Genomic DNA, 22,343 nt, shown 5'->3' with positions numbered 1-22,343 from the left:
AGATGTATATGGCTGAAGGAAGAGAAATCCGTCCGGCAAAGAGAGGGCTGACGGGGAAGATCCGCGTGCCCGGAGACAAGTCCGTTTCACATCGCAGCGTGATGTTTTCTGCCATAGCGAAGGGGAAGGTGCACGTCCGAAACTTCCTCGAAGCGGCGGACTGCCTTTCGACAGCGGCGTGCATGAGGGCGCTCGGCGCAGGCGTCGAGCGGCAGGCGGACGCCTCCTTCCTCGTCACGGGTGTCGGCCTGCATGGCTTGAAAGAGCCGCAGGGCATCCTCGATGCGGGAAATTCCGGCACGACGCTGCGTCTTCTGTTGGGGATTCTCGCGGGGCAGCCGTTCTTCTCGGCGCTCTCGGGCGATGCGTCGCTCTCGCGCCGTCCCATGGGGCGCGTCGTCGAGCCGCTCACGCGCATGGGCGCGACGATCCGAGGGCGCGGTGCGGATCGCTTCCTGCCGCTCGCCGTACTGCCGCATGAGGGATCGCTTCGTGCGATGGACTACGAGAGTCCCGTCGCGAGTGCGCAGGTGAAGTCGGCGGTGCTTCTTGCGGGTCTTTATGCGGAAAGAGAGACTTGTCTGACGGAGCCGGCGCTTTCGCGCGACCATACGGAACGCATGCTCAGCGCCTTCGGTGCAAGGATTGAGCGCGAGGGGACGAAGGTGACGATCGAGCCGGCCGACGAACTATTTGCGCCCGAAGAGATCCGTGTACCTGGCGACATCAGCTCTGCCGCGTACTGGCTCGTTGCAGCGTCTCTGATTGAGGGCAGCGACATCATCCTGCAGGATGTTGGCGTCAATCCGACACGCACGGGCATTCTCGATGTATTGTCCGACATGGGTGCGAACATCACGATCGACAACGAGCGTGAGAGCGGCGGCGAGGCGCTTGCTGACATCCGCGTGCGGGCGGCGTCGCTTCGTGGTACATCGTTTGGCGGCGAGATCATTCCGCGCCTCATTGACGAGATCCCAATCCTTGCCGTCGCGGCGCTTTTCGCAGACGGCGACACCGTGATTTCGGGTGCGGCGGAACTGCGCGTCAAGGAGACCGACCGGCTTGCAGCGGTGACGACGGAGCTCAATCGCCTCGCCCCGGGTGCTGTCGAGGCGAAGGAGGACGGCATGGTCATCCATGGCGGGCGCATGCTTTCGCCCGCTTCCTGCCGCACCTACGACGATCATCGCATGGCGATGTCGCTCGCCGTGGCAGGCGCCGCAGGAGTGGGCGTGACGCTCGATGCGCCATCTTGCGTCAATATCTCATATCCGTCTTTTTATCAGACGTTGGATGGACTTGTGCAACAGGGGGAAAGATGATGGCAAAGAAACTCGTGGTGGCGATCGACGGGCCGGCGGGTGCGGGCAAGAGCACGGTAGCTCAACTCGCGGCGAAGGAACTCGGCTACACTTACATCGACACGGGCGCGATGTACCGTGCCGTTGCGTGGAAGGCACTCAAGGCCGGAGAGCCTCTGACGGATGAGAAGATTCTCACAGCCGTCGCCGACATCGTGGTCAGTCTGCGCTATGATGGGAAGCGGACGCAGGTTTTCGTCGACGGTGAAGAGGTTACGAGCGAAATCCGCACGCCTGCGATCAGCGCCGTCGTATCGCAAGTGGCGCGCTTGGGTTCCGTGCGCGAGAAGATGGTCGAGCAGCAAAGGCGCATGGCAGACGCGGGCGGCGTGCTCATGGACGGCAGGGACATTGCCACGCATGTTCTGCCGAACGCTGACGTGAAGATTTTCCTCACGGCCTCCTTGGCGGAGCGTGCAAAACGCCGCTGGAAGGAGATGCAGGAAAAGGGCTACGACATGACGCTCGCAGAGCTTGAAGCGGACATCGCACGGCGCGACAAGGCGGACAGCGAGCGCGAGATCTCGCCGCTCGTGCAGGCGCCGGATGCAGACCTGCTCGATACGACGGGCATGGACATCGCCGCCGTCGTGCGTGCTATCGTAGAAAGGTGCGGCAAATGATTTACGCTCTATTGAAAATCACGTTTGCCATGCTCTTTTCCCTTGTTTTTCGCGCCAAAATCGAGGGCAGGGAAAACATGCCGAAAGAAGGGCCTGTGATCTTGGCGGCGAATCACATGAGCAACTGGGATCCGCCGCTCTTGGCGACGTTTCTTGCGCGCCCCGTCAGCTACATGGCGAAGCAGGAACTTTTCTTCAATTTCATCGCGGATTATATCTTAAGGAGCTGTCATTCGTTTCCCGTAAAGCGCGGTGCAGCAGACCGGGGCGCGATCAAGGCGGCTCTCGCCGAACTCAAGAAAGGACACTGTCTCGGTGTTTTTCCGCAGGGAACACGCAGCCGCCATGGGGAGAGGAAGAAGGCGGAACCGGGCGTCGCGCTGCTCGCGGCCATGGCAAAAGCTCCCGTCGTGCCGGCCGCTATCATCGGCACCGATCATGTTTTTGCCAATGGCGGCTTCCTACCGAAGCTTCGCGTCATTTATGGAAAACCTTTGATTTTTCAAGGAGAAAAGCAGGATAAGCAGGCGCTGCAGGATTTTTCGCAAAAAATAATGGATGAAATTTACGCAATGATAAAAAATGATAGCATAAGCGATTGATTTTATGCTATAATATAAAATAGATTGCAGAAATGGGGAGAAACTGCCTTTCTGCGATACATTGGATATTTGGTGGTAGATATATGGAAGTATTTCTGGCAGAATCCCTTGGCTTCTGCTATGGCGTGAAGCGTGCGATTAAACTTGCGCGCGAACAGGCCGCACCCGACGGAACTTCCTGCACGCTCGGTCCCATCATCCACAATCCTCAGATGGTTTCGCGTCTGGCGGAGGAGGGCGTCGGCATGGTCAATGCCTTGCCCGAGTTGGAGAAGGGGACAGTCATCATACGCTCGCATGGGGTTGGTCCCCTCGTCTATGATGAAGCGAAGGAGCGAGGGCTTTCTCTCGTCGATGCGACGTGTCCGCATGTGAAGAAGGCACAGTCCACGGCGCATGAGCTTTTTCAAGAAGGGTATTCTGTCGTTATCGTAGGGGAGAAGCTTCATCCGGAGGTCAGGAGCATCTTCGAATGGGCAGGCGGCGATGCCGTCATCGTGGATTCCGTCGAGGGAGCCGAAGCTGTCGCACCATGTGCGCGCTTGGGCATCGTCGCGCAGACGACGTTTTCCGGTGCGAAGTTCAAGGAGATTGTACTCCATCTGCTGGACAAGTCGAACGACGTGCGCATCGTCCGTACGATCTGCACGGCTACGGATCAGCGTCAGGAGGCAGCGGTCAAGCTTGCGCGGCAAGTGGATCTGATGCTCGTCATCGGCGGCAAGAACAGTGCGAACACGACGCGCCTCGCGCAGTTGTGCGCCAAGGAATGCCAAACCTATCATATCGAAACTGCGGCGGAGCTGCAGGACGAATGGTTTGATAAAATCAAAAAAATTGGTATTACAGCTGGGGCTTCAACTCCGGACTGGATTATCAAGGAGGTATATCAAAAGTGCAAGAACAGGACATGAAGAGTTTGCTTGAGGCTGAAGAGGAGTCCATGCAGGAGGTAAGGGAACATGATGTCGTAAAGGCTACGGTCGTCGCTGTCGATGATGGTCAGGCTTATGTCAACATCGCTGGCCTCAAGGCGGACATTCCCATCTCGAAGAGGGAGCTTGCCTCACCTGAGCCGGATTCCGCCAAGGATGTCGTGAAGGTCGACGACGAGATCGAGGTCTTTGTCGTGAGCCTCGGCGGTGAGAATGGCGCTACGGTTTCCAAGGTGCGTGCCGACCGTATGGTCGCATGGAAGGAGATCGAGGCGCTGAAAGAAGAAGGAAAGACTGTGCAGGCGCAGGTCACGCAGGTCGTCAAGGGTGGTCTCGTTGCATCCGTCAACGGTCTGCGAGGCTTCATTCCCGCGTCGCAGATGGAGCTTCACTTCGTCAAGGATCTTTCCATCTATGTCGGCCAGACGGTGGAAGCTCTGCCAATCGAGATCGACATCCGCAAGCAGCGTCTCGTTCTTTCGCGCCGCAGCCTCCTGGAGGAAGAGCGCGAGAAGAAGCAGGAAGAGGTCTTCTCGAAGCTTGAAGTCGGGCAGATCATCCGCGGTACGGTCAAGCGTCTCGTCGAGTACGGCGCCTTCATCGACATCGGTGGCGTCGACGGCCTTGCGCATATTTCGGATCTCGCATGGCATCGCGTGAAGCAGCCGTCCGACGTTCTTTCCGTCGGCGATGAGGTCGACGTCTATGTGAAGAACTTCGATCCCGAGACGAAGCGCATCTCTTTGTCCGTCAAGGACACGATGCGCGACCCGTGGCTCGACAAGGCGGAGCGTTATGCAGAGGGAACGCACATCAAGGGCAAGATCATCAAGCTCACGGATTTCGGCGCCTTCATGGAGATCGAGCCGGGCTTCGATGGCCTGATTCCGATGGGCGAGCTTGCCGACCGCCGCATTGCGCGCGCCGATGAGGCTGTGCAGCTCGGCGACATCGTGAAGGTCAAGATCCTGCACATCGACATGAAGCGCAAACGCATTTCGCTCTCCATCACGAGGGCGCAACGTGATGCCGAGGTTTCGGACGTTTCCTACTACAAGGATGAGCCTGTCACCCACGAAGAGGGCGGCGAGGACTGAAGGATCAAGCCTCATAGCTGAATAAGTAAGAAGTCGGGGAGTGATGAATATTCATCACTCCCTTATTCATCAGAGCGGGGTATGTCCCCGGGGAAAGTCAGAGGAACAGCATGTTGTCAGGGGAAATCATACGCGTAGCGCCGGGGAGTCTGGCAGAAGAATTGGAACTTGCGGTGGGAGATAAGATCCTTGCCGTCAACGGGCAGGAACTGCGCGACATCATCGATCTGAGCTTTGCTTTCGCCGAAGAGGAGATCGAGCTTCTCGTCGAACATGCAGACGGTGAGCAGGAATTGCTTGCCTTCGACAAGGACTATGATGAAGAACTTGGCGCAGAGTTCGCTTCCGCCGTTTTCGATGGCATACGCTCGTGCGGCAATCATTGCTACTTTTGCTTCGTCGATCAGGTGCCGCCTGGCATGAGAAAGAGCCTGTCGGTCAAGGATGACGATTATCGCATGTCGTTCCTCTATGGCAACTTCGTCACGCTGACGAATATGCGCGAGAAGGATTTTCAGCGGATCGAACGCTATCACTTGTCGCCGCTCTTTGTTTCCGTCCATACGATGAATCCCGATCTGCGCGCCGCCATGCTCAACACGCGGCGGGCGGCTGAGATCGCGAACCATCTCGACCGCTTGGAGGCGGCGGATGTCGAGTACCATACGCAGGTTGTGCTTTGCCCGGGACTCAACGATGGCGGGGAGCTTGACCGCACGGTGGAGGAATTGATGGCCAGGCGGCCGCACGCGCTGTCGCTCGCCATCGTGCCCGTCGGGCTCACGCGCTTTCGCGAGGGATGCTACCCGCTGCAGATGTTCGATCGTGAGGGAGCGGCTGCCGTCATTCACCAGATTGAGGTTTGGCAGCGGCGTGCGCGAGAGGAAACGGGCAAGAGTTTCGTCTATCTCGGTGATGAATTCTACTTTCTCGCAGGGCTTCCCGTGCCGCCCGTGGAGGAATACGACGGTTTTCCACAGCTCGACAATGGCATTGGGCTTGCGCGAAGTTTCATCGAGGAGTGGAAGAACACCTTGCAGAAGCTGCCTGCGCCCGAGGGATATGAAGAGCCGCTGCATCTCGTGATCCTCTCGGGCACATCTGTCGCACCGCTTTTCGAGGAGCTTGTGGCTGGGCTTTCTGTACCAGGGCTTCGCGTTCGTTGTCTCGGTGTGGAAAACGATTACTTTGGCAGGACGGTCAATGTTTCGGGACTTCTGACGGGTGAGGACATGCTGCGCGCTCTTGACACTCTGCCCGTTGTGCCGCACGGCGTCATCGTGCCTGAATGCGCCTTGCGCACGGGTGAGAACGTTCTGCTAGACGATATGACGCTCGATGCATTTCGCAGCGCCGTGCCGCACCTTCGCGTTGAGACGGCGCAGGGCGGCGGCGATCTCGCGCGCGCCCTTTTCGATTGGGAGCATTATCGAGGGGCGTCGGATGATGAGGCTTCGTATATGTGGCAGAGCAACGCAGCGTATACGAAACCGAGGAAAGAGGAAAAGGAGAGGATGGAATGAGCAAGCCGATCGTAGCGATCGTGGGACGTCCGAACGTGGGCAAGTCCACGCTCTTCAATAAATTGGGCAGGAAGCGCGTGTCCATCGTCGATGATCTGCCGGGCGTCACGCGCGACCGCATCTACCTTGATGCTGAATGGCTCGGCAAGGAATTTACGATGATCGATACGGGAGGCATCGAACTCGATACGAGCGATGCCATCCTGCGCTCGATGCGTCAGCAGGCGCAGATCGCCATGGAGGAGGCGGACGTCATCCTCTTTCTCGTCGACGGCCGTGCGGGTCTGACGCTTGCCGATGAGGAAGTCGGCAAGATGTTGCGCACGACGAAGAAGCCCGTGCTCTTGGCCGTGAACAAGATTGATTCGCCCAAGCAGGAGGCGGACGTCTACGAGTTCTACAACCTCGGCCTTGGCGATCCCGTGCCGATTTCTGCTACGAACGCCATGAACCTCGGCGATCTGCTCGATGCTCTCGTGGCGCTCTTTCCCGAAGGAGCAGAGGAAGAGAAAGAGTCGGATGAGATCAGCATCGCCGTCATCGGCCGTCCGAACGTCGGCAAGTCCTCGCTCGTCAATGCACTCTTGGGTGAGGAGCGCGTCATTGTCAGCGACGTCGCGGGCACGACGCGCGACGCCATCGACACGCACTTTATGGCGGAGGACACGAAGTTCATCCTCATCGACACGGCGGGCATGCGCCGCAAGGGAAAGATCGATGCGCCGATCGAGCGCTACAGCGTCATGCGAGCGCTTCGCGCCGTTGATCGCGCCGACGTCGTGCTCGTCGTGCTCGACGCCACGGCGGGCATCACCGAGCAGGACAAGAAGATCGCGGGCTATGCCCATGAATCGGGCAAGGCGGTCGTGCTTATCGTGAACAAGTGGGACATCTACGAAAACAAGGATGAAAAGTCTACGCTGCGCTTCACGGATGAACTGCGCATAGAACTCGGCTTCCTGCAGTACGCACCCGTCCTTTATACTTCGGCACTCACGCACCAGCGCGTCGCGCGCGTCACCGATCTCGTCAAGTATGTGGCGGATCAGGCGTCGATGCGCGTCAAGACGAGCATCCTGAACGACCTCGTGCGCGATATGATCGCCGTGAATCCGCCGCCTGCTCACAAGGGTAAGCAGCTCAAGATTCGCTACATGACGCAGGCGGACATCCGTCCGCCGAAGTTTATCGTTTTCGTGAACGAGCCTGAGCTCATGCACTTCTCGTATCTGCGCTACATCGAGAACAAGCTGCGCGAGAGCTTCGGTTTCGAGGGGACGCCGCTGCGCCTCATCGTGCGCGGCAGGGAGGAGGAAGAGATATGACGCTTTTCGCCTGCATCATCGCCTACATTCTGGGTTCTGTGCCGAACGGTCTGCTTCTTTGCCGCGCCATCTGGCACATTGACATCCGCGAACATGGCAGCCGCAACATCGGCGCGACGAATGTTTACCGCACGCTGGGCAAGGGGCCGGGGGCGCTCGTCTTCGCGCTCGATTTCCTCAAGGGATTCCTCGCCGTCTATATCGCCATGCTTCTCGTCGGCACGCCGTTTTCCATGGTCTTGGGCGGTATCGCCGCCATTCTCGGACACTCGGCGTCCGTCTTTTTGCGCTTCAAGGGAGGCAAAGGCGTCGCTACGGGGTTGGGCGTCATAGCGATGCTCATGCCGGCGGTGACGGGCGTCGTCTTCCTTGCATGGCTCGTCATCGTGCTCGTCACGCGCTACGTTTCGCTCGGCTCCATCGTCGGCGCGGCACTCGTGCCCGTGCTCGCCTTCTTCTTCGGCTGCCCAACGGAATACACGGTCTTCGGCGTCCTCGCCGCCGTTCTCGTCATCGTGCGTCACCATACGAACATCACGCGCCTCTTGAATGGCACGGAGAGCAAGATCAAGGCGGGGCATCGTTGAGAGGGAGTATTTGAGAATTCTTTTCTCGCAAAATGTCTATAGGGACTGTACAATAGTGTTGGACAATGGTATAATTCCAAGCGTGGAATTTATGCGGCAGGAGGAATTTTTATGCCAAGAGAACGCAAAGAAAACACGGAACAGAAGGCGCAGAGTGGATTCTTCCTCGTGCAGGAGCAGATCTTGCCCGAGGCGATCAAGAAGACAATCCGCGTGAAGGAGATGCTCAAGCGCGGCGACGCACGCACGATCAACGAGGCGGTCGACAGTATGGGATTGAGCCGCAGCGCTTATTACAAGTACAAGGATTATGTCTTTCCTTTCTATGAAGCGAGCCGCAACAAGATCATCTCGCTGACGCTCCTCTTGGAGCATAAGAAGGGCGTCCTTTCGAGCGTGCTCAATACGATCTCGGCGGATTCGGGTAGCGTTCTGACGATCAATCAGGGCATCCCCCTGCAGGGTGTGGCGAATGCGACGGTTTCCATTGAGACGGCGAACCTCTCGGTGGATCTTGAAGCGCTTCTCGACAAGCTGCGCATGGTGGACGGCGTGAAGCGTCTCGAAGTCCTCGGACAGGCATGATGAAAGGTGAAGAGATGAAAGAGATCAAGATCGGCATGCTGGGCTTCGGCACGGTCGGCACGGGCGTCGTGCGCGTGCTTCGCGAGAACGAGCGCGAGATCACGGCGAAGGCGGGCGTGAAGCTCACGCTGAAGTCCGTGCTCGTGCGCGATGCGAAGAAAGAGCGCCCCTATATGGAGGGGCTGCATCTGACCGAGAATGTGGATGAAATCCTAAACGATGAGGAAATCGACATCGTCATCGAACTTCTTGGCGGCATCCATCCGGCGCGCGAGTACATGTTGGTCGCGATGGAGAAGGGCAAGAACGTCGTGACGGCAAATAAGGACGTCGTGGCGCAGTTCGGCAAGGACATGTTCGAGGCGATGGAAAAATACGGCGTGGACTTCCACTTTGAAGCGAGCGTCGGCGGCGGCATCCCCATCGTCATGCCGCTGAAGCAGTGCCTGACGGCGAACCGCGTCACAGAAATCATGGGCATCATCAATGGCACGACGAACTACATGCTCTCACAGATGTCGGAGAACGGCTCAGACTACGACAGCGTGCTCAAGGAGGCTCAGGCGAAGGGCTATGCTGAGGCGAATCCTGCGGCTGACGTCGAGGGGCTCGACGCGGCGCGCAAGATTGCAATCCTCGCGTCCATCGCATTCAATACGCGCATCCGCTTCGAGGATGTCTCCGTCGAGGGAATCACGAAGGTCACGCCCGAGGACATTGAGTACGCAAAGGCTCTCGGCTATGTCGTGAAGCTTCTGGCCATCGGACGTGACTGCGGAGAGGCGGGTGTCGATGTGCGCGTGCATCCCGTATTCCTGCCGAAGGCGCATCCGCTCGCCTCCGTCAACGACGTCTACAACGCGATCTTCGTGCGCGGCAACGCCATCGGCGAGGCGATGTTCTACGGACGCGGTGCAGTCGCGATGGCAGCGAGAACGCCCGGCTCATCATCGACGAGAAGGCGCACATAGTAGGACGCTTTCGTTTCCTCCACGGGGCAAAGCGATTTGTGCGCATAGCACGTGCAGTGCAGTCGCCCGAACGTATCGAGCTGCATGTCGCGCGCGATGTCGATGACGTCGGCGACGACGGCTGAAGCTGTCGGCAAAGAGCCTGCATTCGGCAACCACAAGGTCAGTCTGAAATCCGTCATTCAGACGAGACGATATAAGGAGCGTGCGGAAATCGTTGCGGTTACGCATGTCGTCAAGCATAGAAAGATGCAGGAGGCGGCGGCGGATCTTGAGAAGCTTGCCGTCGTCAGTGAGATCCGCAGCATCATCCGCGTGGAAAATCCGCAGGAGGACGGCGCATGCTGAATCGAACGATCCGCGTTCGCGTGCCGGGTACGAGTGCGAACTGCGGGCCTGGCTTCGACGCCATAGGGGTCGCCTGTACGATCTATAACGATCTGGAGCTTACGCTGAAAGGGGAAGAGGGGCTCGTCATCGAAATCGAGGGAGAGGGTGCGGCCAATATCCCCGCTGATGAGCGCAACATTGTCCTTCGCGCCATTCGCACGATCTTGAAGCGCGCGCACCGGGAAGATGAGGTCAAGGGCTTCCATATCCGCATGACGAACCACATCCCCTTATCGCGCGGTCTTGGCAGCAGTGCGGCGGCGATCGTTGCAGGACTCAAGGCGGCGAACGCCCTCTTAGGCAACCGCTTTTCCAGGCGCGAGCTCCTGCAGATGGCGACGAATATCGAAGGTCATCCGGACAATGTGGCGCCCGCCATTTTTGGCGGCTTCACGATCAGCGTCGTCACGCGCGGCAGAGTCGAATGCTTCTCTTTGATGCCTCGCATGCCGCTGAAGCTCGTCGTCGCCGTGCCGGAGTTTCCGCTTTCGACGCGGCTTGCCAGAAGCGTTCTGCCCGAGCAGGTGAAGATGAAGGACGCCGTTTTCAATGTGAGCCGTGCGGCGCTCCTTGTCGCTGCATTGACGAAGGGACAGCCGCGTTTTTTGCGCAACGCCTTCGCCGATGCCCTGCACCAGCCGTACAGAGAAAAGCTCATCCCCGGCATGAAGGACGTCTTTCGTGCCGCATGCCGGGCAGGCGCGCTCGGTGCAAGCCTCAGCGGCGCGGGGCCGTGTCTCATCGCCTATACGCTGGAGAATGAAGAGGCGGTGGGACAGGCGATGGTTGAAGCCTTTAGAGAGCATGAAATCGAGGCGCACGCGCTGCAGCTTTCTCTCGATGCGCATGGTGCGAGAATTTTGAAACATCGCTGACGCAGAAAAGGCGTCGAAGGTGAAGGAGTCGTGTATGCGTGAGGAGGAGTTCGTCAAGGCAGTGGAAGGGGCGGGCGGTACGGTCTACCTCGTCGGCGGCTGGGTGCGCGATCATCTTAGAGGTGCGAAGCCGCGGGATAAGGATTTCGTCATCACGGGGCTGGAGAGGGAGGTTTTCGCAAAGCTTTTCCCTGCTGCATCCCTCATCGGTCACGCCTTTCCTGTCTATCTCGTAGAAATCGACGGCGTACGCTCGGAAGTTTCCTTCGCGCGTCGCGAGAGGAAGTCGGGGCATGGCTATCGCGGCTTTGCCGTAGATTTTGGGGCGGAAGTCACGATCGAAGACGATCTCTTTCGCCGCGATACGCGCATCAACAGCATGGCTTATCGCCTGCCCGCGATGGAACTCATCGATCCCTACGGTGGACGGAGTGACCTTGCGCATTGCGTGATTCGCGCGACGTCGCATCATTTTTCCGAAGATCCCGTGCGGGCTCTTCGTGCAGCGCGTCAAGCGGCAGAACTGGGATTTGTCATCGAAGATGGCACGCGGACGCTGATGGCGGATTGTGCGGCAGAGCTTGAGGAAGAACCGACAGAGCGCATCGTGCACGAGCTTTCGCGTGCGCTTGCCGCGCCGCAGCCCTCGCTTTTTTTTGAAGCTCTTGCACACGCGAGCCTCTTGGAATCGGTGTTCCCGGAAATCTTCGCCCTGAAGGGAAAGACCCAGCCGCCCCAGTATCATCCCGAGGGTGACGCTTACTGCCATACGATGCAGATCGTCGATGTCGTAGCGCGAAAGACGCAGACGATCGAAGCGCGCTTTGCCGCTCTCGTGCACGACATCGGCAAAGGAAAGACTCCCGAGGAAATGCTGCCGCATCATTACGGGCACGAGCAGCGCGGACTCCTTGTACTCGATGCGTGGAACGAGCGCATGACCTTGCCAAAATCGTGGCTTATGGCGGCGTACTTCGTCATCAAGGAGCACATGCGTGCACCGCTTTTGAAAAAGATGGGCAAGATCGCCGATCTTTTGCTTGCGGTCGAAAAATCGGGGCTTTCCTTCGCCGATTTTCGTCGTATCATCTGCGCCGACCATGGCACTTTGCCGTACTATCTGGTGCATGGGGAAGATCTGTTGCGGAAAATGCTTCAAGTGCGCGGTACGGAGGCGCCGCCCGAACTTCGCGGCGCGGACGTGGGGAAATGGCTGCGTGAAGAAAGGGTGCGACGCTTGGCGCAGCTGCTTCCAACATGAGGTCTGCTATGAAGTGCGCTTTTGAAATGGATTTGTCTGAGGTCTGAGTCGGCATGAATGCGGGCGTCTCCTTTACAAGCGCGAAAAAATTCCTTATAATAGTTCTGTCCGATAAGGGAAGAAGGAAAAGGGAGGGGTTCGCATGGCAGTCATCCTGCCTTACAAAGGCAAAGTGCCGAAGATCGACCCGACGGCGCTCATTGCACCGAACGCTACGATCGTCGGCGATGTGACGATCATGGAAGGGGCGAACATCTGGTTCAATGTGGTCATCCGCGGCGATCTGCAGCCCGTCGTCATCGGCAGGTACACGAACGTTCAGGACAATGCGACGATCCATGTCATGGGCGATGCGCCGACGATTGTCGGCGATTATGTGACGATCGGCCATAACACGCTGATTCACTGCAGCAAGATTGGCAACAACTGTCTGATCGGCATGGGATCCACCTTGCTCGGCTACACGGAGATCGGTGAAAATACGATCATCGGAGCAGCGACGCTTCTGACGCAGCACAAGAAGATTCCGCACGATTCCCTGGTCTACGGCAATCCATCGCGCATCATCCGTGCGCTGCGCGAGGACGAGGTCGAGGCGGTTCATGCCTCGGCGATGAATTACTGCAAGCTGGCCCGAGTCTATCGGGAGGAGCGCGAAGCGCGGGAACATCAAGGGAAGTAAAAGGAGATATGAAGATGCAGGAAAAGACTTTGGTACTCATCAAGCCGGACGCTTTCGAGAAGCAGCACACGGGCGATATCATCGCCATCTATGAAAAGGCGGGACTCAAGATCCTCGCGATGAAGCTCATGCAGATGACGCCGCGCGTGGCGCAGAAGCACTACGCCGAGCATATCGGACGCCCCTACTATGCGGAGCTTGAAGAATTCATGACGTCTGCACCGCTCGTTGCCATGGTGCTCGCAGGTGATGACGCCATCGCACGTGTGCGCGAAATCAACGGCAAGACGAATCCTGCAGAGGCCGCCGAAGGAACGATTCGCAAGCTCTACGCCGAAAGCGTTGGCAAGAACGCCGTCCACGCTTCCGACAGCCCTGAGAGCGCGGCGCGCGAAATCGCCATTTTCTTCAGCGCGATCGAAGTCCTCGACTGATATTTTCCTGCCGCATGATTTCTGAAAGTTTGACAGCATTGAGGTGAAAGAGATGGGCGTTTATACGAAGACAGGTGACAAGGGGCAGACGAGCCTATATACGGGCGAGCGTGTCGATAAGGATGCGTTGCGCGTCGAGACGTACGGTTCGGTCGATGAAGCGGGATCGGCGCTCGCCATGGCGCGCGCTTTTGCGACAAAGGAAGCGGTGCGGGAGAAGGTTCTCGTGCTGCTCAAGAAGCTGCCGCTTCTCATGGCAGATATCGCGAGTCTTGGTGAAAAGCCGATGATCACGCGCGAGGATTCAGAGATGATGGAGAAGGACATCGATGCCATCGATGCGAAGCTGCCGAAGCTCGCTCACTTTCTCATCCCCGGCGATACGCAGGCGGGCGCGATGCTCGATCTTGCACGCACGTCCGTGCGCCGCGCTGAGAGACGCTTCTGCGCTTTGGCGAAAGAGGCCAATCTCCATGAGGAAGACCGCGTCTTTCTCAACCGCCTCTCCGATTACTGCTTCATGCTGATGCGCTTGGAGGAAGCGGAAGATTGAGCAGAGGAACGTGAAGGAAGAAGAGATGCCGCCATCAGGCAAAGGCCGCTTGATGGCGGTATTTTTTTGGAAAATTATCTCGCTGTAAAAAGCAGGATATATCTCATTTTCAGAGAATAAAGAAAACATAAAATAACGAGGAGTTGATCAAATGAAAGAGTACGCAAGCACGAATATCCGCAATATTGCCCTTGTCGGGCACGGCAAGTCGGGGAAGACGAGCATCGCGGAGGATTGCCTTTTCAATACGGGGGCGATCAAGAGGCGCGGCAGCATCGCCGACGGGACGATGGCTTCGGACTATGAGCCGGAAGAGACGCGGCGCGAGCTTAGCATACAGACCTCGCTGCTCGCCTGTGAATGGCTCGATCATAAGCTCAATATCCTTGATACACCGGGCTATCCGGACTTCGTCGGCGAGGTGAAGAGCGCCTTACAGGCGGCGGACAGTGCTCTCGTCGTCATCTCGGCTGTCTCGGGCATCGAGGTGGAGACGGAGAAAGTCTGGCGCTATGCGGAAGCGCTGGATTTGCCGCGCGCCTTCTTCGTCAATAAGATCGATCGCGAGCACGCCGACTTCCAAAGCGTCGTCAATGAGCTGCGCCTGCGCTTCGGTACGGGCGTCGTGCCGATCCAGCTTCCTGTCGGCAAGGAAGCGGCTTTCCAGGGCGTCGTCGATCTCCTCGCCATGACGGTTCGCATCAAGGAGCGCGACAAGAACAACTGCGTGGCGCTCGATGAGATTCCCGAATATATGAAGGACGAAGTGGAAGAGGCGCGGCAGACGCTCATCGAGGGTGTTGCTGAAATAAACAATACTCTTCTTGAAAAATACATCGAGGGCGAGACGCTTGATGAGCGCGAGGTGGCAGAGGCTCTGATTGAGGGCATCGAGACGGGCAAGATTTTTCCTGTACTCTGCGGCTCGGCTTCCTTGAATGTCGGCATGCACGCGCTCCTCAACGATATGGTCGAATATTTGCCGGCGCCAACGGATCGAACGGTCATGGGAACGCTGCCCAGTGGCGAGGAATTGGCGGAGCGCACGCCAGGCGATCCTTTTTCCGCGCAGGTTTTCAAGACGATCGTCGATCCGTTTGTTGGACGCTTGAGCTTCATCCGTATCTTTTCGGGCGAGATGAAGAGTGACGCCTCGTATTGGAATATCTCGACGCAGCAGATGGAGCGCGTGAGCACGCTTTACACGATGCAGGGGAAGAAGCAAATCGCTGTTGCCAAGGCGCATGGCGGCGACATCGTCGTCGCGGCAAAGCTGCAGAATACGCGCACCTCGGATACGCTCGTGGCGAAGGAAGCGCCGCTCTCCTACGATGCCATCGAATTCCCCATGCCGATGCTTGCACAGGCCGTTTATGTGAAGAAGAAGGGCGAGGAGGATAAGGTTTTTGCGGCGCTTGCCAAGGAGTGTGAGGAAGATCCGAGCCTCAAGCTCGAAAAGGATGCGGAGACGAAGGAGACTTTGATTCGCGGCATCGGCGAGGTTCACCTTGAGGTCCTACAGGAGAGGATGAAGCGCAAGTTCGGCATCGAGGCGATATTTGCCGAGCCGCGCATCGCCTATCGCGAGACGATAAGGAAGAGCGTCAAGGCGGAAGGCAAGCACAAGAAGCAGAGCGGCGGACACGGCCAGTACGGTCACGTCATGCTGGAGATTTCGCCGCGCGATGCGGGCACGGGCAACGAGTTCACGGAGAACATCTTCGGCGGCAGCGTGCCGCGCCAATATGTGCCCGCTGTGGAGAAGGGGACAGCGGAGACGCTTGCTGCCGGCATCCTCGCAGGCTACCCCGTCGTCGATGTGCGGGTAAACCTCTACGACGGTTCGTACCATACGGTCGATTCGTCGGAAGTCGCCTTCAAGACGGCGACGGCGATCGCCCTTAGAAAGGGCATTATGGAGGCCTCGCCCGTGCTTCTTGAACCGATTTACGAGATGTGCGTCCAGGCGCCCGAATACTATATGGGTGACGTCATGGGGCAGCTCAATGCGAAGCGCGCGCGCATCCTCGGCATGGAGATGATCAGCAAGGATACGAGCGAGGTGCGCGCGCAGGTGCCGCTCGCCGCGCTGCACAAGTACGCGACGGAACTGCGCTCCCTGACGCAGGGGCGCGGCACCTATACGCTGCGCTTCTGCCACTATGAGGAAGTGCCGGAGAAGACGGCGCGCCAACTCATCGAAGCGGCAAGGGAGCGAAAGGAAAAGTAAGGAAAAAATCTTGTTGACAAACCGAAGCGATGTTGCCATAATGTATACATGTTTACACTAGGGTTATGCGTTGGGAGGATTTCAGATGCGACATGTGCTTTCCATACTCGTGAGGAATCAGTCCGGCGTACTTGTCCGTGTTGCAAGCATGTTTTCGCGGCGGGAGTTCAATATCGACAGCCTGTCTGTCGGTGTGACCGAGACTGCGGAGTTTTCCAGGATCACCGTCGTCGTGCATGGCGATGAGGAGCTGATCGACCAGATGATGAAGCAGCTCGAAAAGCTGCCCGATGTCGTCGAGGTGCAGGCGCTCCTTTCCGCTGCCTCGGTTTTCCGCGGCATGACGCTCATCAAGGTCAGAGCGGACGACACGAATCGTCTCGACGTGCTCAAGATGGCGGAGATTTTTCGCGCACGCGTCGTCGATGTGCAGCCGACAACCTTGATTTTTGAAATCACGGGAGATGATGCGAAGGTCACGGCATTCCTGCAGCTTCTTTCGCCCTACGGCATCCTGGAAACGATCCGCACGGGTCTCATCGCTCTCGAACGCGGTGAGCATACCATTTATCAAGATTGTGAGGAGAGAGAGTATTATGGCAAAAACTTATTATGATCAGGACGCGAACTGGGAGGTCATGAAGGACAAGACCGTTGCCATCATCGGCTACGGTAGCCAGGGACATGCACATGCGCTGAACCTCAAGGAGAGCGGCGTCAACGTCGTCGTCGGCCTTTACGAGGGATCGAAGTCCAAGGCTGCTGCCGAGTCCCATGGTCTCAAGGTTCTGACGGTCGCCGAGGCGGTCAAGCAGGCGGACATCACGATGGTTCTGATCCCGGATGAGAAGCAGGCGGACGTCTACAAGGAAGAGATTGGTCCCAACCTCAAGCCAGGCAGTGCTCTCGCCTTCGCGCATGGTTTCAACATCCACTTCAAGCAGATTGTTCCTCCGGCTGGCATCGACGTTTTCATGGTTGCACCGAAGGGTCCTGGTCATCTCGTTCGCCGCACTTTCGAGGAAGGGTCGGGCGTTCCGGCGGTTTTTGCTGTTGAGAAGGATGAGACGGGCAAGTGCTTTGACATCGCGCTCGCTTATGCGCGCGGGCTTGGCGCAACGCGTTCTGGCGTCCTTCAGACGACGTTCCGCGATGAGACGGAAGAGGATCTTTTTGGCGAGCAGTGCGTGCTCATGGGCGGCGTATGCCAGCTCATGCAGACGGGCTTTGAGGTTCTTGTTGAGGCAGGCTATCCGCCCGAGATGGCATATTTTGAGTGCTTCCACGAGATGAAGCTCATCGTTGACCTCTGCTATGAGGGCGGCATGACGAAGATGCGTCAGTCCTGCTCCGACACGGCTGAGTACGGCGACTACATGATCGGACCGCGCATCATCACGGAAGAAACGAAGAAGGAAATGAAGAAGGTTCTGAAGGAGATTCAGGACGGCACGTTTGCCCGCAATTGGCTGTTGGAGAACCGTGCCGCCGGTCGCGCGAACTTCCTCGCACAGCGTCGTCTTCATCAGGAGCATCCGATCGAGAAGGTCGGCGCAGAGCTCCGCAACATGATGCCTTGGCTTCGTGACAAGAAAGAGCTGAAGTTCTGATTTGAGCAACAACAAACGTTGAATCTTGGAACGGCTTACACTCCTTTATGGTATAATGAGGTGTAAGCCGTTTTCTTTCGACTTATCCAGGAGGAAATTTCATGGGAATGAATATGACGGAGAAGATTCTCGCGCGTCATGCAGGACTTTCGCATGTCGAGCCAGGACAGCTGATTACCTGTCAGCTTGACATGGTGCTCGCGAATGACATCACGGCGCCGCCGTCGATCAAGGAGTTCGAACGCATCGGCCGCCCTGTGTTCGACAACGAGAAGATTGCGCTCGTGCCCGATCACTTCCAGCCGGCGAAGGACATCAAGGCGGCGGGACTCGGCAAGATCGTGCGTGACTTCGCGAAAAAGCACAAGATCAAGAATTATTTTGAGATCGGTCGCGTGGGCATTGAGCATGTCATCCTGCCTGAGTTCGGTCTTGTGGGACCGGGCATGCTGACGATCGGCGCGGACTCGCATACCTGTACGTATGGCGCATTGAACGGCTTTTCGACGGGCGTCGGCACGACCGATCTCGCCGTCGGCATGGCGACGGGGCGGGCTTGGTTCAAAGTGCCCGAGACGATCGAGGTGCATCTGACGGGAGAGAAGCCTGCCGATGTCAATGGCAAGGACGTGATCCTAACGCTCATCGGCATGATTGGTGTCGACGGCGCACTCTACAAGTCACTGGAATTCACGGGTGAAGGAGTCGCCGCACTGACGATGACGGATCGTTTGACGATTGCCAACATGGCGATTGAAGCGGGTGCGAAAAACGGCATCTTCCCGTTCGATGAAAAGACGAAGGAGTACGTTGAAGGCCGCGTCAAAGGCGCGTATGAGCCTGTGACCTCGGACGCTGATGCGAAGTATTGCCGCACCGTCGAAATTGACCTCTCATCTCTGCGTCCCGTCGTTGCTTTCCCGCATCTGCCGGGCAACACGAAGCGCGTCATGGACATCGCTGAGCCGATCAAGATCGATCAGGTGGTCATCGGCTCCTGTACGAACGGGCGCTTGGAAGACCTTGAGATTTCCGCAGGGCTATTGAAGGGGCACGAGGTTCATCCCGATGTGCGCTGCATCGTGATTCCGGGCAGTCAGGCGGTTTATCAGGAGGCGATGCACCTCGGCTACATCGACGTCTTCATCGATGCGGGCTGCGCCGTCGCTGCGCCGACGTGCGGTCCTTGCCTCGGCGGCTATATGGGTATCTTGACGGCGGGCGAGCGCTGCGTTTCTACGACGAACCGCAATTTCCGCGGGCGCATGGGGCATGTCGACAGCGAGGTCTATCTGGCAGGCCCGCATGTGGCGGCTGCGAGTGCCATCTTGGGCAGGATCGCCGCGCCGGAGGAGGTAAAGTGAGATGAGTTTGCAAGGAAAAGTCTGGCGCTACGGCGACAATATCGATACGGACGTCATCATTCCCGCGCGCTATCTGAATAGCTTCGACCCGAAGGAGCTGGCGGAGCACTGCATGGTTGACATTGATGAGAGTTTCGCGAAAAACGTGCAGGAAGGCGACATCATGGTCGGCGGCAAGAATTTCGGCTGCGGTTCGTCGCGCGAGCACGCGCCCGTCGCCATCAAGGCCTCAGGGATCCCCGTGATCATCGCGGCAGATTTCGCGCGCATCTTCTATCGCAACGGCATCAACATCGGCTTGCCGCTCCTGGAAATCGGCGATGATGTGGAGAAGATCAGCGCGGGCGACGAGCTGCGCGTCGATACGGAAACGGGAAAGATCGAGAATCTCACGACGGGCGACGTCTTTCAGGCGCATCCTCTGCCGGGCTTCGTGCAGGAGATCGCCGAAGCGGGCGGTCTGATCAACTACATCAAGGAAAAGGGGGCGCTCTGATGGCAAAGAAGATCGTGGTGATACCGGGCGACGGCATCGGCAGAGAAATCACGGATGCAGCTGTCGCCGTGCTGAAAAAGACAGCGGAAAAGTTCCATCTGGCGCTTTCCTATGAGGAGCATGATGCGGGCGGCACGGCTTACGACAAGTGTGGCACGCCGCTGCCGGAAGCGACGCTTGCCGCCGCGCAGGCGGCGGACGGCGTGCTCTTCGGCGCTGTCGGCGGCGACAAGTGGGATGCGGTAGAGCCTGCTCTGCGCCCTGAAAAGGCGATCTTGGGTCTTCGGAAAGGTCTCGGCCTTTACGCAAACCTGCGTCCCGTGAAGGTCGCTGATGCACTCGTCGAGTATTCACCGCTGAAGCCCGAGCTTGTCAAGGGCGCTGACCTCGTCATCGTGCGCGAGCTGATCGGCGGCATCTACTTCGGCGAGAAGTGCGAGTCGGAAATCAAGGACGGCTACGAGAGAGCATGGGATCTCGAAAACTATTCCGTGCCCGAAGTCGAGCGCATCGCAAAGCTCGCGTTCGAGACGGCGAAGCTGCGCCGCAGCCATGTCACGAGCGTCGACAAGGCGAACGTGCTTGCGACCTCGCGTCTCTGGCGGCGCACGGTGGCTGAGGTCGCGAAGGACTACGCGGATGTCGAGCTTACGAATCTCTATGTCGACAACTGTGCCATGCAGCTTGCCGTGCGTCCGACGCAGTTCGACGTCATCGTCACGGGCAATCTTTTCGGCGACATTCTGTCGGACGAGGCGGCGGTCGTCGGCGGCTCCATCGGCATGATGCCGTCGGCGAGCATCGGCGAAAAGACGAGCCTCTTCGAGCCGATTCACGGCTCTGCGCCCGATATTGCGGGAAAGGGCATCGCCAATCCCGTCGGCACGATTCTCTCGGCGGCGATGCTGCTGCGCTATGCGCTCGCCGAAGAAGAAGCGGCGCAGGCGATTGAAACAGCCGTCGATGCGGCGCTCGCCGATGGCTGGCGCACGGCAGACCTCTGGAAGGACGGTTTCAAGAAGGCAACCACCGAGCAGATGGCAGAAGCGGTGCTCGCGCATATATAAGCGCGGGCAGGAAAGGAGAGGCTTTGCATGAGAGGCGCGAAAGCAGTTGTCGAATGTCTGAAGGAGCAGGGCGTCGACACGATCTTCGGCTATCCGGGCGGCATGAACTTGCCGCTCTACGATGCGCTTTACGATGAAAGAAATATTCGTCAGATCGTCACCTCGCACGAGCAGTGCGCAGCGCATGCCGCCGACGGCTATGCGCGTGCGACGGGCAAGGTCGGTGTCTGTCTTGCGACATCGGGGCCTGGCGCGACGAATCTCGTGACGGGCATCGCCACGGCGTTCATGGATTCCATCCCCATGGTAGCGATCACGGGGCAGGTCGATACGGGGCTTCTGGGGCGCGACGCCTTTCAGGAAACGGACATCCTCGGCATCACGATGCCCGTGACGAAGCACAATTTCAAGGTCAAGGACGCGGCAAAACTCATACCGACTTTGCGCGAAGCGTTTGACATCGCGCGCAGCGGCAGGCCCGGGCCTGTGCTCGTCGACATTCCGCGCGACCTCTTCTTTGCCGATGTGAAGTATGAAAGCTGCATCTATGAGGAGAAGACGCCCGGAAAGCCCGACGCGGACTTCCTCATTTGTGCGGCGGAGGCGGCGGAAGCGATCCGGCAGGCGCGAAAGCCCGTCATCATCGCGGGCGGCGGCGTCATCTATGCAGGAGCCTCAAAAGAGCTGGCCGCCCTTGCTGAGCACTACGGCATCCCTGTCGTGCAGACCTTGATGGGGCTTGGTTCTCTGCCGCAATCGCATCCCCTGTGTGTCGGCTTTGCCGGTATGCACGGACATAAGGCGGCAAATCATGCGATTGCCGAGTCCGATGTCGTCATTGCGCTCGGCAGCCGCTTCGGTGACCGCCAGACGGGCAATGTCGTCAAGTACATGAAGGGCACGACGTTCATCCACGTCGACATCGACCCGGCGGAGATCGACAAAAACATTCCAAGCTCCATCGGCCTTGCGGGCGACATGAAGACGATTTTGCATCTCTTGATGAAGCCGGAATCCCTGCATCGTACCGAGGAATGGCTCAAGAGCATCCGCCAATGGCGCACGAAATACGCCTACGACTACGACGCGGGAGATCTGAGCGTGCCGTGGGCAATGCATCATGTAGCGCTCGCTACGGCAGGCAAGCCGTACTCGTTTGCGACCGATGTCGGACAGCATCAGATGTGGGCGGCGCTTCACTTGCGGATCGAAGAGCCGAGATCGTGGCTGACCTCGGGCGGCCTCGGTACGATGGGATTCGGCCTGCCCGCCGCCATGGGGGCGCAGGCCGCCTATGGCAGGAGCCGCCGCGTCATCCACATCGCAGGCGATGGTGGCATGCGCATGACGGGAAACGAGCTGTATACGATCGCGAGGCTCAAGCTTCCCGTGATTTCACTTGTCATGGACAACTGCGCTCTCGGCATGATCCGTCAGCTGCAGAAGGTCATGTACAAGGAGCGCTACATCGCCTGCGAGTTGGCACATCCGATGGATTTTGTCGCCTACGCCAAAAGCTTCGGCATAGAAGCCGAAGCCGTGCAGACGCAGGAGGAGTTTATCCGCGCGTTCAGCCGTGCCATGCAAGCCAACGAGCCCCGTGTCATCGTGCTGAAACTTGTGAAGAGCTTCGTCGAGCCGATGATTAAGGGCGGCGCCAGACTCAACGAATTTGTGGAATTTAAATAGAAGAAGCCTCATCTCTTATGCTACACGGGATGAGGCTTTTTTGACTTGATCGAGAAATATTTCGTTTTTACTACTGCTAT

21 protein-coding genes and 1 pseudogene are annotated in these 22,343 nt (G+C 58.2%); all 22 read left to right on the top strand.

Annotation, left to right across the window (positions count from 1 at the left end):
- The first annotated feature begins 8 nt into the window (after window positions 1-8).
- The 22 genes and pseudogenes from aroA (at window position 9) to ilvB (ending at window position 22,263) form a co-directional block, all read left to right on the top strand.
- Complete coding sequence (aroA, locus tag HMPREF1153_RS07045) at window positions 9-1,325, top strand: 3-phosphoshikimate 1-carboxyvinyltransferase (protein WP_009646278.1); 1,317 nt, start codon at window positions 9-11, stop codon at window positions 1,323-1,325.
- Window positions 1,322-1,987: a (d)CMP kinase gene (cmk, locus tag HMPREF1153_RS07040; protein WP_009646209.1), complete on the top strand. Its 666-nt coding sequence runs from the start codon at window positions 1,322-1,324 to the stop codon at window positions 1,985-1,987. The genes aroA and cmk overlap by 4 nt, the downstream gene beginning before the upstream one ends.
- Complete coding sequence (locus HMPREF1153_RS07035; RefSeq protein ID WP_009646232.1) at window positions 1,984-2,589, top strand: lysophospholipid acyltransferase family protein; 606 nt, start codon at window positions 1,984-1,986, stop codon at window positions 2,587-2,589. Before cmk ends, HMPREF1153_RS07035 begins: the two co-directional genes overlap by 4 nt.
- Window positions 2,590-2,672: 83 nt before the next feature.
- Complete coding sequence (gene ispH, locus HMPREF1153_RS07030) at window positions 2,673-3,503, top strand: 4-hydroxy-3-methylbut-2-enyl diphosphate reductase (protein WP_009646236.1); 831 nt, start codon at window positions 2,673-2,675, stop codon at window positions 3,501-3,503.
- Entirely contained in the window at window positions 3,500-4,621 is a 1,122-nt protein-coding gene (gene rpsA / locus HMPREF1153_RS07025) for a 30S ribosomal protein S1 (RefSeq protein WP_198003329.1), read from the top strand. The genes ispH and rpsA overlap by 4 nt, the downstream gene beginning before the upstream one ends.
- 110 nt (window positions 4,622-4,731) lie before the next feature.
- Window positions 4,732-6,144, top strand: a complete 1,413-nt coding sequence (locus HMPREF1153_RS07020) for a DUF512 domain-containing protein (protein WP_009646261.1) — start codon at window positions 4,732-4,734, stop codon at window positions 6,142-6,144.
- Window positions 6,141-7,469, top strand: a complete 1,329-nt coding sequence (gene der, locus HMPREF1153_RS07015; protein ID WP_009646260.1) for a ribosome biogenesis GTPase Der — start codon at window positions 6,141-6,143, stop codon at window positions 7,467-7,469. The genes HMPREF1153_RS07020 and der overlap by 4 nt, the downstream gene beginning before the upstream one ends.
- A complete protein-coding gene (plsY, locus tag HMPREF1153_RS07010) occupies window positions 7,466-8,056 on the top strand; it encodes a glycerol-3-phosphate 1-O-acyltransferase PlsY (RefSeq protein WP_009646247.1) in 591 nt (196 codons plus the stop codon). The genes der and plsY overlap by 4 nt, the downstream gene beginning before the upstream one ends.
- Window positions 8,057-8,167: 111 nt before the next feature.
- Window positions 8,168-8,641 (top strand): ACT domain-containing protein, encoded by a 474-nt coding sequence (locus HMPREF1153_RS07005; protein WP_006192226.1) that lies wholly within the window; start codon window positions 8,168-8,170, stop codon window positions 8,639-8,641.
- Window positions 8,638-9,960, top strand: a pseudogene (locus HMPREF1153_RS07000) (homoserine dehydrogenase). The gene HMPREF1153_RS07005 and the pseudogene HMPREF1153_RS07000 overlap by 4 nt, the downstream one beginning before the upstream one ends.
- Window positions 9,954-10,877, top strand: coding sequence for a homoserine kinase (thrB, locus tag HMPREF1153_RS06995; protein WP_009646276.1), 924 nt, complete (start codon window positions 9,954-9,956; stop codon window positions 10,875-10,877). The pseudogene HMPREF1153_RS07000 and the gene thrB overlap by 7 nt, the downstream one beginning before the upstream one ends.
- Before the next feature lie 34 nt (window positions 10,878-10,911).
- On the top strand, window positions 10,912-12,138 hold the full coding sequence (locus HMPREF1153_RS06990) for an HD domain-containing protein (protein ID WP_009646230.1): 1,227 nt from the start codon (window positions 10,912-10,914) through the stop codon (window positions 12,136-12,138).
- A gap of 142 nt (window positions 12,139-12,280) precedes the next feature.
- Window positions 12,281-12,820 (top strand): gamma carbonic anhydrase family protein, encoded by a 540-nt coding sequence (locus HMPREF1153_RS06985; RefSeq protein WP_006192234.1) that lies wholly within the window; start codon window positions 12,281-12,283, stop codon window positions 12,818-12,820.
- A gap of 14 nt (window positions 12,821-12,834) precedes the next feature.
- Complete coding sequence (gene ndk, locus HMPREF1153_RS06980; protein WP_009646237.1) at window positions 12,835-13,254, top strand: nucleoside-diphosphate kinase; 420 nt, start codon at window positions 12,835-12,837, stop codon at window positions 13,252-13,254.
- A 52-nt stretch (window positions 13,255-13,306) separates the two neighbouring features.
- A complete protein-coding gene (locus tag HMPREF1153_RS06975) occupies window positions 13,307-13,807 on the top strand; it encodes a cob(I)yrinic acid a,c-diamide adenosyltransferase (protein WP_009646207.1) in 501 nt (166 codons plus the stop codon).
- Between the two features lie 151 nt (window positions 13,808-13,958).
- Window positions 13,959-16,037 carry an elongation factor G gene (gene fusA, locus HMPREF1153_RS06970; RefSeq protein WP_009646270.1) on the top strand — a complete coding sequence of 693 codons (2,079 nt, stop codon included), beginning with the start codon at window positions 13,959-13,961 and terminating at the stop codon, window positions 16,035-16,037.
- A gap of 85 nt (window positions 16,038-16,122) precedes the next feature.
- Window positions 16,123-16,653: an acetolactate synthase small subunit gene (gene ilvN / locus HMPREF1153_RS06965; RefSeq protein WP_006192239.1), complete on the top strand. Its 531-nt coding sequence runs from the start codon at window positions 16,123-16,125 to the stop codon at window positions 16,651-16,653.
- Window positions 16,634-17,647, top strand: coding sequence for a ketol-acid reductoisomerase (ilvC, locus tag HMPREF1153_RS06960; protein ID WP_009646190.1), 1,014 nt, complete (start codon window positions 16,634-16,636; stop codon window positions 17,645-17,647). Before ilvN ends, ilvC begins: the two co-directional genes overlap by 20 nt.
- 101 nt (window positions 17,648-17,748) lie before the next feature.
- Window positions 17,749-19,011, top strand: a complete 1,263-nt coding sequence (gene leuC / locus HMPREF1153_RS06955) for a 3-isopropylmalate dehydratase large subunit (protein WP_006192241.1) — start codon at window positions 17,749-17,751, stop codon at window positions 19,009-19,011.
- 1 nt (window position 19,012) lies between these two features.
- Window positions 19,013-19,507: a 3-isopropylmalate dehydratase small subunit gene (locus HMPREF1153_RS06950; protein ID WP_006192243.1), complete on the top strand. Its 495-nt coding sequence runs from the start codon at window positions 19,013-19,015 to the stop codon at window positions 19,505-19,507.
- A complete protein-coding gene (leuB, locus tag HMPREF1153_RS06945) occupies window positions 19,507-20,574 on the top strand; it encodes a 3-isopropylmalate dehydrogenase (protein WP_009646210.1) in 1,068 nt (355 codons plus the stop codon). The genes HMPREF1153_RS06950 and leuB overlap by 1 nt, the downstream gene beginning before the upstream one ends.
- Window positions 20,575-20,601: 27 nt before the next feature.
- On the top strand, window positions 20,602-22,263 hold the full coding sequence (ilvB, locus tag HMPREF1153_RS06940) for a biosynthetic-type acetolactate synthase large subunit (protein ID WP_009646199.1): 1,662 nt from the start codon (window positions 20,602-20,604) through the stop codon (window positions 22,261-22,263).
- Window positions 22,264-22,343 lie beyond the last annotated feature (80 nt).

The sequence above is a fragment of the Selenomonas sp. CM52 genome (assembly GCF_000292955.1).
GTDB lineage: Bacteria > Bacillota > Negativicutes > Selenomonadales > Selenomonadaceae > Selenomonas.
This window is presented reverse-complemented; position numbering and strand designations above follow the sequence as displayed.